This window comes from Mycobacterium sp. (genome assembly GCF_032159775.1).
Taxonomy (GTDB): Bacteria; Actinomycetota; Actinomycetes; order Mycobacteriales; family Mycobacteriaceae; genus Mycobacterium.
This window is the reverse complement of sequence record NZ_JAVHWK010000133.1, coordinates 13,228-30,709: the sequence shown is the minus strand read 5'-3', so window position 1 is coordinate 30,709 and position 17,482 is coordinate 13,228. Positions and strand designations below refer to the sequence as shown.

Annotated in this window: 16 protein-coding genes; 6 read left to right on the top strand and 10 right to left on the bottom strand. The window is 66.5% G+C overall.

Annotation, left to right across the window (positions count from 1 at the left end):
* From QOJ24_RS17130 to QOJ24_RS17110, 5 genes are all read right to left on the bottom strand, one after another.
* On the bottom strand, positions 1-1,586 hold a 1,586-nt coding region (locus QOJ24_RS17130; protein WP_526263291.1), incomplete at its 3' end, for a serine/threonine-protein kinase.
* Between the two features lie 50 nt (positions 1,587-1,636).
* A complete protein-coding gene (locus tag QOJ24_RS17125) occupies positions 1,637-2,599 on the bottom strand; it encodes a YhjD/YihY/BrkB family envelope integrity protein (protein ID WP_526263289.1) in 963 nt (320 codons plus the stop codon).
* A gap of 17 nt (positions 2,600-2,616) precedes the next feature.
* Complete coding sequence (locus QOJ24_RS17120) at positions 2,617-3,513, bottom strand: diacylglycerol/lipid kinase family protein (RefSeq protein ID WP_526263287.1); 897 nt, start codon at positions 3,511-3,513, stop codon at positions 2,617-2,619.
* Positions 3,510-4,223, bottom strand: a complete 714-nt coding sequence (locus tag QOJ24_RS17115; RefSeq protein ID WP_526263285.1) for a phosphatase PAP2 family protein — start codon at positions 4,221-4,223, stop codon at positions 3,510-3,512. The genes QOJ24_RS17120 and QOJ24_RS17115 overlap by 4 nt, the downstream gene beginning before the upstream one ends.
* A gap of 68 nt (positions 4,224-4,291) precedes the next feature.
* Positions 4,292-5,047 carry a phosphatase PAP2 family protein gene (locus QOJ24_RS17110; protein WP_526263283.1) on the bottom strand — a complete coding sequence of 252 codons (756 nt, stop codon included), beginning with the start codon at positions 5,045-5,047 and terminating at the stop codon, positions 4,292-4,294.
* 193 nt (positions 5,048-5,240) lie between these two features.
* On the opposite strand from QOJ24_RS17110, the gene cspE reads away from it, so the two are divergent.
* Entirely contained in the window at positions 5,241-5,444 is a 204-nt protein-coding gene (cspE, locus tag QOJ24_RS17105; RefSeq protein WP_123029213.1) for a transcription antiterminator/RNA stability regulator CspE, read from the top strand.
* A gap of 262 nt (positions 5,445-5,706) precedes the next feature.
* Entirely contained in the window at positions 5,707-6,168 is a 462-nt protein-coding gene (locus tag QOJ24_RS17100; RefSeq protein WP_526263281.1) for a DUF5994 family protein, read from the top strand.
* 262 nt (positions 6,169-6,430) lie between these two features.
* Here the strand turns inward: QOJ24_RS17100 and QOJ24_RS17095 are convergent, their stop codons facing one another.
* Both QOJ24_RS17095 and QOJ24_RS17090 read right to left on the bottom strand, forming a co-directional pair.
* Positions 6,431-9,484 carry a hypothetical protein gene (locus tag QOJ24_RS17095; RefSeq protein ID WP_526263279.1) on the bottom strand — a complete coding sequence of 1,018 codons (3,054 nt, stop codon included), beginning with the start codon at positions 9,482-9,484 and terminating at the stop codon, positions 6,431-6,433.
* A gap of 96 nt (positions 9,485-9,580) precedes the next feature.
* Entirely contained in the window at positions 9,581-10,441 is an 861-nt protein-coding gene (locus QOJ24_RS17090) for a DUF3060 domain-containing protein (RefSeq protein WP_526263277.1), read from the bottom strand.
* A gap of 3 nt (positions 10,442-10,444) precedes the next feature.
* Here QOJ24_RS17090 and QOJ24_RS17085 point away from each other — a divergent pair, with 3 nt between their 5' ends.
* Complete coding sequence (locus QOJ24_RS17085; RefSeq protein ID WP_526263275.1) at positions 10,445-10,822, top strand: VOC family protein; 378 nt, start codon at positions 10,445-10,447, stop codon at positions 10,820-10,822.
* A 63-nt stretch (positions 10,823-10,885) separates the two neighbouring features.
* Positions 10,886-11,986: an NAD(P)/FAD-dependent oxidoreductase gene (locus tag QOJ24_RS17080; RefSeq protein WP_526263273.1), complete on the top strand. Its 1,101-nt coding sequence runs from the start codon at positions 10,886-10,888 to the stop codon at positions 11,984-11,986.
* Between the two features lie 15 nt (positions 11,987-12,001).
* On the opposite strand, the gene QOJ24_RS17075 is transcribed toward QOJ24_RS17080, so the two are convergent.
* Positions 12,002-12,988 carry a magnesium transporter CorA family protein gene (locus tag QOJ24_RS17075; protein WP_526263271.1) on the bottom strand — a complete coding sequence of 329 codons (987 nt, stop codon included), beginning with the start codon at positions 12,986-12,988 and terminating at the stop codon, positions 12,002-12,004.
* Between the two features lie 121 nt (positions 12,989-13,109).
* Here QOJ24_RS17075 and QOJ24_RS17070 point away from each other — a divergent pair, with 121 nt between their 5' ends.
* The gene (locus tag QOJ24_RS17070) at positions 13,110-13,817 is read left to right on the top strand and encodes an ANTAR domain-containing protein (protein ID WP_526263269.1); all 708 of its coding nucleotides are present in this window, start codon (positions 13,110-13,112) and stop codon (positions 13,815-13,817) included.
* A gap of 40 nt (positions 13,818-13,857) precedes the next feature.
* Positions 13,858-14,616 (top strand): GAF domain-containing protein, encoded by a 759-nt coding sequence (locus QOJ24_RS17065; RefSeq protein WP_526263267.1) that lies wholly within the window; start codon positions 13,858-13,860, stop codon positions 14,614-14,616.
* Here QOJ24_RS17065 and QOJ24_RS17060 read toward each other — a convergent pair.
* Positions 14,597-15,430 (bottom strand): GAF and ANTAR domain-containing protein, encoded by an 834-nt coding sequence (locus tag QOJ24_RS17060; RefSeq protein WP_526263266.1) that lies wholly within the window; start codon positions 15,428-15,430, stop codon positions 14,597-14,599. The two genes, QOJ24_RS17065 and QOJ24_RS17060, sit on opposite strands and share 20 nt — an antisense overlap.
* A gap of 58 nt (positions 15,431-15,488) precedes the next feature.
* The gene (locus tag QOJ24_RS17055) at positions 15,489-17,123 is read right to left on the bottom strand and encodes a fatty acyl-AMP ligase (protein WP_526263264.1); all 1,635 of its coding nucleotides are present in this window, start codon (positions 17,121-17,123) and stop codon (positions 15,489-15,491) included.
* Positions 17,124-17,482 lie beyond the last annotated feature (359 nt).

Genomic DNA, 17,482 nt, shown 5'->3' with positions numbered 1-17,482 from the left:
AGCACGCCCGGATCGGGAACCTTGTTGGGGTCGGGATCGCCCGTGCGGGTGAACTTCACCGTCCGCTTCGCCGCGCAGAGGCTGTCGGTGGACGCCCTGAGGCTGTCGCCGGTGAGCGTGCCGTCGGGAAGCGGCTGCAGCGTCGTGATGACCCAGATTTCCGACGGCCCGTCGCCGCCGCATTCCGCTGAGGCGAGGCCGACGGCCACCCAGGCACCGTTCATCTGGTCGAAGGTCATATTCGACAACAGCGCCGTGCCGCCGCCGCTGACGTTCGCCGCCGTCGCCACGCAGCCGCCCGCGCCGCATTCCGACCGGACGGCCCAATTGCTGGTTGTCGCAGGCGCATTGGCGACCGGCTTGTCATCGAGATCCGTGCCCGGCCCGTAGTCCGCCCGGTACGTCCCGGTGAAGTCGACGCCGCCGGGGGCCGCCTTGGCCGGCGCGCTGGACGCGGACTCGTCGCGCTGGGTGAATTCGATGAAGCCGACCACGCCGCCGACGACGAGCAGCGTCACGACGAATACCGCTGCGCCGATCAGGATGCCGTGCCTGCCGCCGGACTTCTTCGGAGCGGACGGTCGCGGCGGTGGCGGCGGCTGCACATGGTGGGGTCCGCTGAACTGCGTCGGCGCCGACGCCGGGTACGGGGCCGGGGTGTTGCCCACCTGCGTCCACGGTTGCTGCGGCCAGTTCTGCGCAGGCGCACCGCCGGCGGGCGACGGCGGCGGTGGACTAGGTCGCGCGGCGATGGATGCACCGGTTCCGGTCACGGCTTCCTTTGCGGCTGAGGCCATTTCGATGGTAGTCGGGTAGCGGTCAGCGGGTTGCTTGGCGAGCCCGGTGGCGATCACCTGATCCATGGCCGCGGGGATCGCCGCGCGTTCGGATGGCCGGGGCGGCGGGGTGACCATGTGCCCGACCGCGACCTGCTCGAGCGTGTTGCCCGGAAACGGCTGTTGGCCGGTGAGGCATTGGTAGAGCACGCAGGCCAGTGCATAGACGTCCGAACTCGGGTGCACCTCACCGGAACTGAACCGTTCCGGCGCCATGTAGGCCCAGGTGCCGATCGCGGAGCTGGCCGACGTCAACCCGGTGTCGGTGGCGGCGCGGGCGATGCCGAAGTCGATGAGATAGGCGTAGTCGTTCTTGTCCACCAGGATGTTGGACGGTTTGACGTCGCGGTGCACCAGCCCGACATCGTGGGCGGCGTGCAGTGCGGACGCGATCTGGTCGATGATCGCCACCGCACGGCCCGGCTCGAGCGGGCCCTGGTCGATCAGCGTCTGCAAGTCGGTGCCGTTGATCAGCCGCATGGTGACGTAGAGCCGGTCGTCGATCTCGCCGACATCGTAGATCGGCACGACGTGCGGATCGTCCAGCCGTGCGGCGGCCCTGGCCTCGCGGCGGAACCGCTGGTCGAAATCGGGATCCTTGGCGTAGTGGGGGAGCAGCATTTTCAGCGCAACCACCCGGTCGATCGCCGTGTCGTGGGCCTTCCACACCTCGCCCATGCCGCCACGCCCCAGCAGCTCGATCAGCGTGTAGCGGCCGAACGGCGTGCCCTGCTCCGGCGTCCCTTCCACCGGAACAAGATAGCGATTTCGGCGTGATTTCTACCGCTGAGCGACACTTTTCACGCCGAAGTCGCCGGATCTCCCGTGGTCGGCTCTGGTGCGCCTGCCCGAACCGCTTCGAGTTGCGCGGCGAACGCGACACCGAGGAACAGCGCGACCGAGGACAGGTTCGCCCACAGCAGCAGCGCGAAGATCCCGGTCAACGGGCCGTAGGTGCTGCCGAATGATCCGCTCTTGATGACGTAGAGCGCCAGCAGTCCGGTCAACAAGAGCCACAACACAAGTGACACCCCGGCGCCGAAGGCCAGCCATGAAAAGCCCGGTTGCTGCCTGCGCGGCGCGCGTTCGATGATGACGGTGAAAGAAACCCAGGCCAACAGGATTCCGACGGGCCAGCTGCCGATCGTCCACATGGTCTTGAAGGTGTCGCCAAGACCGTACGCTGCGGCAAGAGAGTCGCCGAGCGCGTCGCCGGCGATGATGACGAGGAATCCAAGCTGCAGCAGCAGGCCGGCCGTCAGTGCCATCAACAGGGCCCGCCCGTACTTCTGCAGCGCGGGGCGGTCGCGCTCGATGCCGTAGATGCGGTTGGCGCCGCGCTCGATCTGGCCCATTGCCGTCGTCAGCGCCACGATGGCAGCGAGCAGACCGAGCCACAGCGCCAGCTGACCGCCGGTAACCCCTTGATCGTGGGTACGCTGCGCGGCCTGCTCGACCATGTCGCCCTGATCCTTGCCGGGCAATACGCCCGCCACGGTCTGGATGATCACCCGGGCCGCCTTCTCCTGATGCACGGCTGCGGCCAGGCCGACGAGCGCTATGACGAGCGGGATGAAGGACAGGCACAGCTGCAGGGCCAGCGCGCGTGAGTGCGAGAACCCGTCGGCGTACCTGAACCGGACGAACGAGTTCTTCACCAGGTTCCAGCGGCCGTAGCGCCGCAGGGCAGTCATGGCATCGTCGGCAGACAGTTCGTCGCCGGAGATCGTTCTCGTCTGCGGGACGCGACTCGACGTGCCCATCGCTGCAATCTATCTGGTCACGCGGCGGCCGCCGACGACCGCGGTACTCGAACGACGAGCGCGCCCGGCTCAACGCGTGCGTCGATGCGACGACCGTCGGCGATGACCTCACCGTCCACCTGCCGCGGCACATCGCGGTCAGCCACGATTGAGATCGCTTGTCCCTGAAAGCGTTCGAGGTGTCGATCGTGGGTGTGCGGCTTGCGGATGATCCGGTTCGCCACCCGAAGCCAATCGCGAAGCGTCCGCGGCGCGACGACCACCACATCGAGTAGGCCGTCGTCGGCCGACGCAGCAGGCAACAGTTCGAGGCCGCCCTCCAGCTGCCCGACGTTGCCCACCAAGACCGTCCGGGCTGACCGACGCACCGGCGGGCCACCGTCGATGCTCAGCTCGATTCGCATCACCGGATCCCGCAGATGTCGCAGGGCACTTGCGATATAGGCGGGCCACCCGACCAGTCGCTTCATGGCCTCGGTGGTGTCGGCCATCATCGCGGCGTCGAAACCCATCCCCGCCATCACCGCGAACGCTTGGTCGTCGACCCGCCCCAGGTCGATGCGACGGTCGTCACCGTTGACGGCGACATCCATCGACTCGTCGAATTCGAGCGGGATTCCGAGATTTCGGGCGAGCAGGTTGCCGCTGCCGATCGGGAGCACGGCAACGGGCAGGCCGGTGTTGCTGAGCGCATCGAGGCACGCCATCACCGTGCCGTCGCCGCCACAGATCACCACCAGCGCCACGCCGGCCTCCACGGCGGTCTCGGCCATTCCGAAGCCGGGGTCCGTTGGCGTCGTCTCCAGCCACAGGGACGGCGACCAGCCGGCGGAGGCCAGCGTCTTGTCGACGTCTTCACGCAGGTCGGTCGCCTCGGATTTCGCGGGGTTGACGATGATTGCTGCGCGCGTCACCCCTTCACCAGCCTCGCGTCGGCGTCGACGACGGCGTCCCGGCGCCCGCCGGCGCTGTGCCGGCGCACGTAGAAGATCACGACGCTCAACCACACCGCCCCGAGAAGTCCGCCGGCCATTACATCCGTCGGGTAGTGCATGCCGCGGTACACGCGACTGACGGCGATCGTCAGCGGGACTGCCGCACAAAGGATCACGGCGACGACGCTGACCCACCGCCTCGTGGCGTGCCATATCACGATCGCGGCGACCGAACCGTAGAAGCACACCGCTGCGGCGGTGTGACCGGACGGGAATGACGACGTCGGCGGTGCGACGTCGAGGTGCACCACATTCGGGCGCGGGCGGTCGATGAGCATGGTGGTCGCCATGAAGATCGCGGTTTCGCCCACCACCGCGCAGATGACCACGAGCGCCTCACGCCAACGGCCGAACATCGCGCGGCACACAATCGTGGCGAGCACCGTGAGGACGACGATCGTCGGGGTGGCCGACAGCGTCGTGATGATCTTGCTTTCCGAGACCGCGTCGTGCTGGCGATACTCGAGCAGACGGCGCGGCACGTCGGCATCCCATCGACCGATCGCGGTCGACGGCAGGAGATCGGTGACGACGTATCCCAGAAACACCATCACCGCGGTCAGGCACAGCGCCGAGACGACGAGCCACCCGACTTCCCTGGCCACGCCCCCGATGCCGTGTGAGCGCATGCACTCGAAGTACCCAATTCCTGGCCGATTTACTCGTCAGTCAAATTGCATTCGGCCATACGCGCAGGTCAGCGACGGGCTGGCTGCTCGGCGCTGCCGACTTCGGCCGCCCGCGCCACGGGTTGCGCCGTCTCGCGTCGCCAGGCGACGTACGCCCACGTCGTCACGGCGACCCAGGCGATGCCCAGCGTGATCCCCGCCAGCACATCGCTGACGAAATGGACGCCGAGCATCACCCGGGCAAGCGCGACCACCCCGACCACCAGAACCGCCGCCAGTATCGCGGCGATGCGGCCGCGACGCGGAAGCAGTCGCAGCGTGAGGAGGAGCAGCAGGCAGCACCCGATGGTCGCACCCAACGCGTGGCCGGACGGAAATGACATGCCCCCCGGCGCAGGCGACACCGGATCGGGTAGAGCCGGACGGGCCCGGCCCACAAGCATTTTCAAGGCGACTCCGAGCGCGGCGCCGCCGAACACGGTGACGAGCAGCCACACCGCGTGACGGCGTTCGCCACGAGCCAGATACATCAATGCGATCAACCCGAGAACGACCCGGAAGACATTCGGATCGAAGACATTGCTCACGGTCTCGGCGGTCCGGACGAGGCCGGGATGGAAGCCATCGATCCGTTGCGCCGCCTGCGCCGCGTTCGCGTCGAGGTCGCGTAACGGGGGCCAACCCGATCGAACCAGCAGAAGCAAGAGCACAAACGCTGCCGACGCGGTGAACATGCCCACGACACCGGCGCCGAGTCGCAGTCCGAACCGCTCGTCGGCGGCGGAAAGGTGGTGGTGGAGGGGTCTCCACGGCCTCCGCGGCATGGGGTCTGATTGCCCCGTTCGGGCCCTCAGTACACCCCTGAAATCGGACGACGGCGGTGCCGACGCCGTAGGCCATCCACGTGCTTGTCAAATACATTCTGCCGCAGTCCAATACGCAATTGGTGCTACCCGTGATACGGTTGTCAGGGATGTCCGTTGACATCCGGTGGAAAATTGAAAGAAGAAGAAAAGTATGACGCAGGGAACTGTGAAATGGTTCAACAGCGATAAGGGCTTCGGCTTCATCGCTCCAGATGACGGCGCAGCCGACGTGTTCGTTCACTTCTCGGAAATTCAGGGCAACGGCTACAAGTCGCTTGAAGAAAACCAGAGGGTTGAATTCAGCGTTGAGCAGGGCGCCAAGGGACCGCAGGCGGTACGTGTAACTGCTGTCTAACAAGGTTTCGTAATGTGGGCTGGTGGGTTTTCCCACCAGCCCACAATGCGTTTTACGGACGTTGTAGGGTCACCGGCCTGCCGGCAGGGCGCGAGCGTATGCTGGATCGATCGGGTCCAGTCCGGCTCCGCTATCAGGCGCCCAGCAATCAGACGTTCTTCACAACGAGAACCGTTGAAGCGCAAGGTCTTTCATCGAATGTGCCCCAATCGGGACCAGTTCGAGCATTCGGCCGTATCCGCGGTCAGGACGGATCAGTCCGATGACACGTCACAATGGCCCCGCCGCGTCCGGTGATGACCACACAGGACCCGAGCACACCCCTCGATTGCGATTGAAGCCCAAGGCGCCGACGACGGGACACGTCGACGGGGCATGGTGGCCGCGCAGCGACGACCTCAGCCACGAGCTGCCGGACCTACTGGCGGTGCTGTCGGTGCGCCTCGGGGTCATCGATCGCGTGATGTACAACCTCGCCGAATGGGCGACGGTGCCCCGGCGGCTGACGACCGGCGGGCGAGCGGTTCGACTTGACGGCTACACGCGGCAACCGGCAAGCACCCTCCAGGTGCTGGGTGCCGACGGGCGCGACAGGATCCTCCTGCTTGTCATCCCCCCGCACTCTGATCCGGATGCAGCGCACGACGCGATGATGACCGCAGCGGCGCCAGGCAACACATCCAGCGTCGACGATCTGCTTGCGGCCGGCGCGCACGTCCGATGAAAAGCAGAACCAGCCAGCGCAAACGGCATCTCCCATGACAGTCAGCGTGACCCGCCACGACGGCGGCACCGACAAGTACATGCGGTTCGGTGACACATACACCAAACACCACGACGGCAGCCTGGATGTGTTCCGGGGCGGCGCCAGGAAGCCATTTAGCTATGCGTCCGGCGAGTGGTCCGACGTGGAAGGTGACCAGAAAAGATCGAAGAGTCGATTCTGGGCTCGCTCGTCCCCCCCGACCTGACGCCGGGTCGGCGAATCAGCTTCGCCGGCCGTCGGCCTCCACCAGCACGCCCTCGCGGGCAGGCACCTTGGCGGGTACCGGCTCCTCCTGATACGAGCGCACCGTGCGCGCCCTGACCGCGATCCGACGTCCGACCTCGGTGTAGGCAGCGAACTGCGCCTCGTTGAACCACTGGTCCGACGTCTTGTCGTTAGGGAAGCTCTCGCCGCTCTTTCCCGCCCCGTACGTCAGCACCCAGTCGGGCAGCTCCTGCCACAGCACGGCCTTGGCGACGATCAGCATTCCGGTGTTGTGCTCGCCCATGCCTGCGGCCGCCGGATAGGTGATGGCGCCGCGCAGCACCGCCCCTGCCGTGAGCCTGTCGTTGAGTGAGTGGAATGCGTGCCCCGTACCGAACGGTTCCGCCGACCCCGGCGCCAGGCTGGGCACGCCGTGCGCACCCCGCTCGTCGAGCTCGATCTCGACGCCCAATTCGAACCGCGCCAGCCGGATCGCATCCGACAAACCCGACAGCAGCGGGGGAGTGTCGCCGCCGCCGTCGACGACATAGATCAGCCTGCAGCGGCGCCGCAACGCCTCGACAAGCCCGAGGTTCTCGTAGTGGCCGCCGTCGGTCACCTGGACGAGACGGGCCTGCTTTTTGTTGATTCCGAACAGTTCCCGATAGAAGTACCCTGCCCCCCGCACCGACGGCAGCGCCTTCGGATAGAGGGGTTGTGCCGCATTGTCTTTGGCGTTCCTGACGAAAACCGGGTTGGGCAGCCAGGTGCCCAGCCGGGCGCCCGACACCGCGAGCAGTGACTGAAAGCCCTTGTTCATGCGCCCCATCGCCGACGCGAACGCCGCGCCGCTGATCGCCACGGCGGCCTGAACGGTGAGATCGCGTTTGATCCGCGACGACGAGATGGCGATCGTCTCCCTGGTGTCCAGCCAGCCGAGAGCGGGGCCGCCGATGTAGTCCGCGCTCAGCACATACGAAACCGCGTTGAGGCCCGGCGCGGGTTTGGCGTCACCGGAGAGCGCGGCCGCCGCAGCGAAGACGAACTTCGGCCCGCCGCTGGTGCGACCGTAGCTGTCCAGCCACGTACCCTCTTCGGCTTTGTAACCCTGCGGCTCGCCGGCGATTCGACGCACAGCGAACGCCCGTGCCAGCCGGCCGCGATAGAACGGATGCAGGCTCAGCGACGTGACGTCGACGCAGCTGAGAATCGTGACGATGAACGCGATGGCCAGCAGAATCCAGAACCAGTGGGGAACCGGAGTGAGTCGCGTGCCGCTGCGCGTCACCCAGGCGAAGACCTGCGCAGCGGCGATGCCGACCACCAGCAGCCACGCGACGACCAGGACGGTCAGTGTGAGCAGCACGATCAATAACTGAACGACTCCGGGCGGCAACATCTTTCGTATCCGTGAGACGCGACCCTCGCCGGAGGGGTCCTTCTTCTTCGTGACCATCGAGATGATCGTCGCCCCGTATTGCAGGATCAGCACTGCGGCGAAGCCCCCGAACGCGGCGATGGGCGGCGCCTTGTTGTCCGCGCTCGGCGACAGCGGCGCGCACAGCCACATCAGGGCGGGCAGTGCCGTCGTCACGGCGAAGACGACTACCGCGAGCAGGCTCACGGCACTGGCGGCCATGTTCAGCTGGTCCTTGAGCAGCGTGACCGAGCGCTTCGTGGTGGCGTACTCGCAGAGCAGTGCGAGCCCGCCGAGGGCCAGCGCGCAGACCACCGGAATCGCGATCGCCGTCGCAGCGACGGTGAGGTGGTGATCCAGCGAGGGCAAATGCACCGGGTCGGCCGGCGTGGTCACCCGCGACGGCACGAACGCGGCAAGAGGAAGCGTCGCCACGAACCAGCCGAAAACCCAGCCGAAGATGACCGCGACCAAGATCAGCATCAGCACCGACAGCACCAGGTTCTTGAAGACCTCGGCCAGCGCCCTGATCAGACCGATCGGTGAGTCGGCGATGTAGCTGGATCGCCTGCGAAGGAACGCGAACTCCGGTGAGCCCGGGCTGAACCGGTCTGCGAGCGTGAGCTTTCGGCCGTTCTCCTCGGCCACTTCGCCGTCGATCGGCTTTTGGATCGCCATCAGTCGCGCGCCCGCCGTGTATCCGCCACCGGAGACGGAGATGATGTAGTCGAACCCGTCAAGCCGCGGTGCGCCGTCCCACGCCGTCGGTTCCTCGCCTTCTGGCACACGGGACAGGGTCTGCATGGCGCCCATCGCGACGCAGCCCGATCGAATCCCGCCGCCTGAGAGACACAGCGCGGCCGGTGTTCGCGGCACGTCGACGCCGAGCACGCCGGTCACGGCGGCGAGAACATCTGCGCCGGGCACGTAATAGGCCTGCCGCCAGGCGTTCTCGGCGTCATTTTGGTCGGCCTTCGGAGCGGGGTCAACATCGCCGAGTGCCCTGTCCCACCACTCCTCGCCGCCCTTGCGACGCACCCGGCGGGAGACATAGGAAACCGCCAACCGCCAGACCGCGAATATCGCGGCGGGCACCGCACACAGGGCGACGATGAGCGCGCACCATTTCACGGTCGCCACGGCGGCAGGTGCGACGATCCAGAATTCATCGTGCAGCCGTCCGGGGAATGCCGGCGGATTCGTCGCCATCAGAACGAGGACGTTCTCCGCGATGTCCATCACAGTGGCGACGACCACCGCCCCGAAGATCGCGAAACTGAGATTTCTGGCCGAATTCGAAAACGCGAGCATGATCATGATGAAGATCAGCGAGCACGTGAACAGGATGAGGAAATAGCCGCCGATAACCGACCAGTCCCGATTGATGACGTCGTGGATGTCGGAAGCCAGATCGGCCCGCGGGTGCGCAGGGTCGGCGACGTCGCGTCCGCGTGCCAGCGGTTCGGTGTCCCGCTCGCCGAACACATAGCGCGTCAGGAACTCCGGGCCGGCCGCGGTGAAGTTGCGCGCCAGCAGCCAGCCGCCGAACCCGATCGCAAGAAGTGGCACGCCGGCGCCCGCGAGCCAGGCGATTGTTACCGCGAGTCCGGAGCGCGGCGCGGGCTTCTTGCGCGCGGATTCGGTGTCAGACATGAGACCCCCAGCGACGAATTATCGTGCAATCAGTCTGACAACTTTTGTTTCGTTTATCGGCCCGTTTCGGTAATTGCCATAGCCGCCGAATTCGGGTCAGCCCTGCTGCACCGTATTCGATCCGGCGTTATCGACTTGCGGGGATCCTGAGTGGAAAGTGACCCGATTGTCGAAGCCCGAAGCACCGATCGTGTCGGCGGCGTCGACGGTGATGACGTTCTCGACGCCAGACACCGAAATCTTCACGCAATGCCCGGTGATGTTCACGGTGTTTCGGATGCCGCTGATGTTCACCGTGGCGTCGTTGCATGCGACCGTCTTGTTCTCGTCGATGCCCGAGACGGTGACCACCTGGCCGGGCGTTCCGGTGATCGCGTCCGGGTCCGTGCCCGGCGCGGCGTTCGGCGCACTCGGCGCGGCGGGGAAGCTGGGCATGCTCGGGATGTCGATCGAGGGGATTGAGGGGATGTCGATGGAGCCGCCGCCACTCGACACGGTCGACCCGCCACCGCTCCTGGTGGTGTAGACGACGGCGCCCGCGACGAGCCCGCCGATGAACAGGACCGCGATGATGCCGAACACCGCCCACGGGATGCCGCCGGAGGACTTCTGCGGCGACGGGAACTGGCCGTAGGGCTGATTCCCGTACTGCTGGTCACCGAACGGCTGCGCGCCGTAGGTCGGGTTGCCATAGGGCGCAGTGCCGTACGGCGGAGGGTTCCCGTAGGCCGGGGTGCTGTAGTCGGGCGGGGTGTAGGCCGGCGCGGGAGGTGGCGCGTAGTCGGCGCTGCCGTAGTGCGCACCACCCAGTTCGCTCGCCTGGGCCTGGTCCGAAAGCGGTTGTTCCAGCGCCCTGATCCGGGCCTCGGGATCGTCCTCGGGATTCACAGCCAGATGGTCCCACAGCGACGTCGACGACGTGATCGTTTGTGCGGCGGGCGATGCGGCAACCCCCACGCCATGATCGGAAAGCTGCGCTCGGTAGTTCTGGATACCCAACATCCCGCCGAACTGGCCAAGTTCTACGGCGGCCTACTCGGCGGCAACGTCGAAGTCGTCGACGAAACGTGGTCGGTCGTGACCGACCCCCAAGGCAGACGGTTCGCTTTCCAACTGTCACCGGAACACGAACCACCCCGATTCCCCGACCCGCAGGGCTCGCAACAGTTCCACCTCGACATCGAGGTCGACGACATCGACACCGCCGAGCGCGACGTCCTGGCCCTCGGCGCGACCCGCGTGCCCGATGCTCACGGCGAGGACCGGTTCCGGGTGTTCCGAGACCCCGCAGGCCACACGTTCTGCCTGGTCTGGGGCATTACGGCCGACGACGTCTGACCGCTTTGTGACCATGTCGGAAGCCGTGGAGTAGCAAAGCCTTGGCGGTGGTACCCACAGAAAGTGGTGGCACCTGGGTTCATCGCCATCGGCAGCGGTCCAGCAGGGCTTACCGCTGCGGAGACCTTTGTGCGCAAGCACCCCAAGATCCCCGTCCGCATACTCAGCAGCGACGCCGCACTGCCCTACGCCAAGCCGCACCTGAGCAAGGCGTATCTGCGCGGCCGCAACCCCAAACTCGACCTGCACGGTCCCGCCTGGTTCGTGCAGAACGACATCCGCTTGCACCGCGGCATCACGGTCGACCACATCGACCTCGCCAACCGCGAGGTCGTGACCGCAGCGGGCACTCGCTACGCCTACTGGCATCTGGTGTTAGCCTCCGGCGCGACGCCCGTGCCGCTCGCCGTCCCAGGCGGCGAATCAGCATTGGCCCTGCGATCGTTCTCCGACGCCGTCGTCCTGCGGATGGCGGCCAAGAACGCCGACTCGGCCGTCGTGATCGGTGCCGGCCTGATCGGGTGCGAGGCGGCGTCCAGCCTGGCATCGCGCGGGATCGCCACCACACTCGTCGCGCCCGAGCCGGTCCCGGTGCACCGCAGGTTTGGCGTCGAGGTCGGCGAGCGCGTGGCGAAGATGTTGTCCGACATCGGCGTTCGGTTCATCGGGTCGGCGGGCGTGGCAGCCGTCGAGGATCGCACGGTCACCCTGGACACCGGCGAAGCCATTGACGCGGAGCTTGTCGTGTCGGCCACCGGGGTGCGCCCCGACTGCAGGCTCGCCGCGCAGGCGGGCATCGACACCGAGAAGGGCCGCATCCTCGTTGACGAGCACATGCACACATCGGCACCCAATGTGTATGCCGCAGGCGATGTCGCGCTCGCCTACAACGTCGCCGCGGGACGACGCATACCGGCCGAGCACTGGCGCGACGCGGCAAGGCAAGGTCGAGTGGCCGGCCTTGTCGCCGCGGGATACCAGGCGGTATGGGATGCGGTCCCCGAATACACCTTCGCGATCGGCGATCAGATGCTCAAGTACCGCGGCTGGGGGCTTGCGCCCGAGCACATCCGCGTCATCGATCACCGGAACGGCTTCACGGCAACCTACGAGGCAGCAGGCGACGTGATCGGCACGCTCAGCTTGAACGGCGACGAGCAGTGATTGAATTGAGTTGCACTACAACCAGTCCCGGCGCTTGAACATCCAGTAGAGCAGCACCACGATCACCACGATGAGGGCCGTACTGGTGACGAAACCGCCGACCGTCTCGATGCCCGGATAGGTCACGTTCTGGCCGTAGAACCCGGTGATCGCCGTCGGCACCGCGATGATCGCGGCCCAGCCGGTCAGCTTCTTCATCACCTGGTTGAGCCGAGCATCCTGAAGCGACAGGTTCGTCTCGAACACGGTGGTGACCATGTCCCGCAGCGATTCCGTCCACTCCGACACCCGCAACACGTGGTCGTACAGGTCGGCGTACAACGGATCGAGTTCCGGTGCGGTCTTCGCGTCCAGCCTGCGGTGCTGAATCGAACTGACCACTTCGCGCATGGGCAGCACCACCCGTCGGAGGGCGACGAGATCTTTGCGGAGGCTAAAAGTCTTGCGCTGCAACCCACCACGAGGGGTGTTGTTCTCGAACAGGTCGTCCTCGAGCGCCTCGATACCGTCGTCGAGTGCTTGCACGGCCTCGAAGTGACCGTCGACGACCACGTCGAGCAAGCCGTGCACCAACGCGCCGACCCCGTACTCCTGGCCGCCGAGCTCGTCGAAGCGCTGCGAAACGGTGTCGATGTCGAAGTCCGGTGACAACCGCACGGTGATCAGCCCGCGCGGCAGCACGAATCCCGAGATGCGGTGAACACCCAGCGCCGAAGCGGAGTCGTCGGCGGGCTGGGTCACCGACACCGAGTACACCGTGAAGAAGGTGTGCGATCTGTACACGACGGCCTTGGTGCGTTCGGCCTCGGCGACGGCGTCCTCCACGGCCCAGTTGTTCAGCCCCAACTCCTGCGCCAGGTCGGCGAACGCTGCCTCATCGGGTTGACAGATGTCGCACCACACCAGGACGTCGTCCTGGGTCAGATAGTCCGAGATCGACGAGAAATCGAAGTCTTCCTGGGGTTTGCCGCCGCGCCACACCCGGCCCCGCACATCGGTCATTTCGTCATCATGTCAGCGCAATGGGCTTCAAACCGCCCGGGATAGGGAATGGTGGAGGGATGACCAAGCCATTTCGAGCCTCGGGCACCTCGACAGCCGCCCGGCCACCTTTCGGCTAGATGTGGCAATTCAACAGCAGCTTCTCGCCGCCGTCAAAGGCAGGCGCGGGGTAGACGCGGCCGACCGGCTGTGCGAGGCGTGCGTAGACCTCTTCGATATCGACGCCGCCGCCATCTCGCTGATCTTCGACGGCTCCAACGCCGGAACTCTTGGCTCGAGTTCGCCGTCCGCCCGCAGATATGACGAGCTGCAGTTCACCCTCGGTGAGGGGCCATGCCTGGAGTCGGTCGCCAGCAAGGTACCGGTTCTGGTGGTCGACCTCGCCGATCCAAGCGACACCCGGTGGCCTGCCTATGGTCCGGCCATGCTGGCCAACGACATTCGCTTCGTCTTCGCGATGCCGGTGCTCGTGGCGGGCGAACACGTCGGGGCGCTCGACCTGTTCCGCGCCTTGCCCGGCCGGCTGAACGGCGAGGAGTTTGTCGGCGCCGTCGCCGCCGCCGAACTCGCCGGGATCCCGCTCCTTGATCTGATGGACGGCGATCTGCAGGCCGCCGCGGGCGAGCCGGGCAGTGATGCCTGGGTTGAGTTGAATTCACTCAGCCGCGCCGAGGTCAGCCAGGCCACCGGCATGCTGGTCGCCCAATTGGGCGTCGAGCCGACCGAGGCGCTGGTGCGGCTACGGGCGCACGCCTACGCCACCGGCCGCAGCGCCACCGACGTGGCCCGCGACATCCTCGACCGCAGATTGAGACTGGAGGCCGACTGATGAGCGGCAGCTGCTGGAGCAATCGCCGACGGAGGTCAACGTGACCGAAACCCCTCGTGAAACCCAGGTACTGGATGCCGTCGTCACCCTCGTCGACAGCCTGCTCGATGATTTCGACGTGGTGGACCTGCTGACCGATCTCACCGAGCGGTGCGCCGCACTACTCGACGTCTCCGCGGCGGGACTGCTGCTCGTTGATCCGCTGGAACAACTACGCCTGCTGGCCGCGACCTCCGAGCAGGCCCACGAACTCGAGCTGTTCCAGCTGCAGGCCGACGAGGGCCCGTGCGTGGACTGCTTCTCGTCAGGCAAACCGGTCTCGATCGCCGACCTGCATGGTGCGGCCCGGCGGTGGCCGCGATTCGTCCCGGCTGCCCTCGACGCCGGTTTCGTCTCGGTGCACGCCGTCCCCATGCGCGCGGCAGGCATCGTGCTCGGTGCCCTCGGCCTGTTCGGCAGCACCACCGGCGGGCTCAGCGAGTCAGACCTGCTTGTCGGCCAGACGTTGGCCCACGTCGCCAGCGTGGCCATCCTGCAGGAACATCCGTATACGCCGGACACCGTGATGCCCCGCCTACGGTCAGCACTGGTCAATCGCGTCGTCGTCGAGCAGGCCAAGGGCTTCCTGCGCGAGAGCCTCGACGTGTCGGTCGCGGATGCCTTCAGGCTGCTGCGGACCTACGCCCACGCTACCGGTCAGCACCTCACCGACCTCGCCCAGCGGCTGATGACCGACCGTGGGGCCCGGCCCCAGCTGGTGGCGGCCCTGGCCGAGCTGGCTACCGACTCTCCGCGCTAGCCGCCCCCGGCACCCTGCGCCGCGCGCGGGCGCGACTCACGGCCTCGGCCACCAGTCGCTCGGCGACGACACGCAGCTTGACGTTCTCGGCCTGGCTGATGTGGGTGAGCCGGTCGAACGCTTCTTCCGCACTTGCGCCCGACCGGCTGCGCATGATGCCGATGGCCTGGTCGATAACCATGCGGCTGCTCATCGCGCGCTGCAGGTTCTCGGCCCTGCCTCTCGCATCCGCCAACAGTTTGGCGTTGTAGACCGACGCCGCCGCAGGCCCGGCGAACTGCGAACCCAGCTGCACTGCGTGCTCACCGAACGCGTCGCGCTCATATGCATAGGCGTTGATGGCGCCGATCACCTGGTCGTCGATGAGAAGCGGGAGGGACACCACCGAGTGCACGCCCATCCGGGCCACCCGGCCCGCGAAGTGCGGCCACCGATTGTCACCGCCCAGTGACCCGCTGACCGTGGGCCGCCCGGTCTGCATGCACGTGATGCACGGCCCCTCCTTGAACAGTTCGTACTGAACGACATCGATGTCGTGGACGAACTGTGCGGTGGCCGCCCACGCCTCCGGCTGAGTTACATCTCCCGGAGAGTCGAGCAACGTCACGCCTGCGCCCTTGACTCCGGGTATCGCCTGCACGGCAAAGTCGGCGACATCGCCGAGCAATTCCTGCACCCCGCGCCCGCCTGCAACGATTCCGGCCAGACCGATGAGCCCGGCGTGCAGGTCGGTGTCGTCCGCTTCCAGCTGCGTGCTGGACAGTTGCGGCTCCGGAGACGCGCATCGGTCGGGCTGCGCGTCGTAATCAGTCATCGGCACCTCGGCCTCCCCTTCCCGGTGAGTACAAATTTACTCGCCGCGCCGGTCGGGGTCAGGCGATGAGCTCCAAGGCGTGGGCGCGCCGCAGTTTTCCCGACGGTGTTTTCGGAATCATCCCCGGTTCTAGCACAACGACATTGCGAGGACGCACGTCGACCTCGGCAACCACCTCATGGGCGACTTGGCGTTCGATTCGCAAGACCTCGTCGTGGTCGTCGAAGGCCTTGGATTCCACAGCCACGGCGAAGGACTCGCGGGAGTGCCCGGCATCGAGCCGGACCGCAACGGCGCCGCCTGGCCGCACGCCGTCGACCCGACAGGCGGCGCGCTCGATGTCTGTCGGATAGATGTTGCGGCCCGCCATGATGATGACGTCTTTGAGCCGCCCGCACACCACGATGTTGCCTATCTCCGTCAGGTAGCCGAGATCCCCCGTGTCGTACCACCCGTCGTCATCCTGGGCCGCGATGAATCCCGCCGCAGTGGTGTATCCCCGCGTCACAGGATCACCGCGCACCTCGATGACTCCGACGCCGCGCGCGGGCAGCACGGCGCCGTCAACGTCGACGACGCGAGCCTCGAGGCCCTTGAGCAGGCGGCCGAGTGAGGCCAGCCGGCGGGTGTGGCCGTGTGTCGCCGGGACAGCCCGGCGCAGGACCGCGAGAAGGTCGGCGTCCACCTCGTCGACCTGGAGGCCGGTACCGCTTTCGGTGAACGACACCGCAACGGTGGTCTCGGCCATGCCGTAGGCGGGCAGGATCGCCTCGGGCCGCAGGCCGAACGGCGCGCCCGCCTCGCACAACTCCGCCACATCGTCCGGATCGACCTGTTCGGCCCCCGACAACGCCCATCGCAGTGAAGACAGGTCGAACTGGCCGGGAGTGGCCTGCCTGCGCAGCCGCTTGGCCAGCAGGTTGTAGGCGAAATTGGGTGCGGCGGTCATCGTGCCGTTGTACTTGTCGATCAGTTTCGGCCACAGCAGGATGTCGCGCATGAAGTCGAGTGGCGTCACCTTCACCAATTCGACACCGAAATACATTGGCACGGCGAGGAATCCGGTCATACCCATATCGTGGAAGCAGGGCAGCCAACTGACGATCACATCGTTGTCGGGGTCGACGTCTGCGCCGGCGAACATCGCTTCGGCATTGGCGACGAAGTTGCGGTGACTGATCTGGACCGCCTTGGGTGAACCCGTCGACCCGGAGGTCAGTTGCATCAGGGCCAGGTCGTCGTCGTCGGTGTGGACGGGGTCGATCGGCTCGCTGCGGGCCAGTTCGTCGATCGTGATCACGCGCAGACCGACGTCGGCCAGCACGGGTGCCGCGGCCATGAACGGCTCGGAGACGACGACTGCGCTGGCTTGGATCATGTTGATGACGCCGATGCTTTCCGAGGCCCAGCGGGCCAAGTCGGTTCGGGGCGTGGGTTGGTGCAGCATCGTCAGGCTCGCGCCGCGCATCCAGATTGCCTGGGCCGTCGGCGCAATCTCGACCGGCGCGCCTGCCAACACCGCGACCGCGTCACCGTGACCGATGCCGCTTCTGGCCAATCCGCCTGCCAGGCACCTGGCCTGCTGGTGCACCTCTGACCAGGTGTGCCGCACAGGTGCGTCGGGTTCGCCGGTGACCATCCCCTTCAGGCTCCACCGGGCATTGCTGTACATGGTCTCGGTAAATGTGCTCACAGCGATCCTCTTGGCTCCTGGGGTTCGACGCGTGATGGTTGCGCGAGGGGGCCCGGCAGGCAGACGCTGCTTGAGTCGCTGAGGTACGACCGTCGCCGGCCCGTGGTGGACCGGACGACTCGTTCCGAAGAGCCGAGCCCCTTCTGGTTGACCTCAGGTGATCCCGCGCACCGGTTAGAGCGAGTGGATGTCAGACGCCATGACTGTACAGACTTGCGCGCCACCCCTCCGTGATGCGCGCCGAGCAAGGCGTCCGTAGACGCCAGCTCTGTATCCGTTGGCACGATCCCCCATCGCATCGGACAACAACCGTGAATTGTCGGCTACGTCATGTGCTGGGCACATATCGGCGGGGAGCC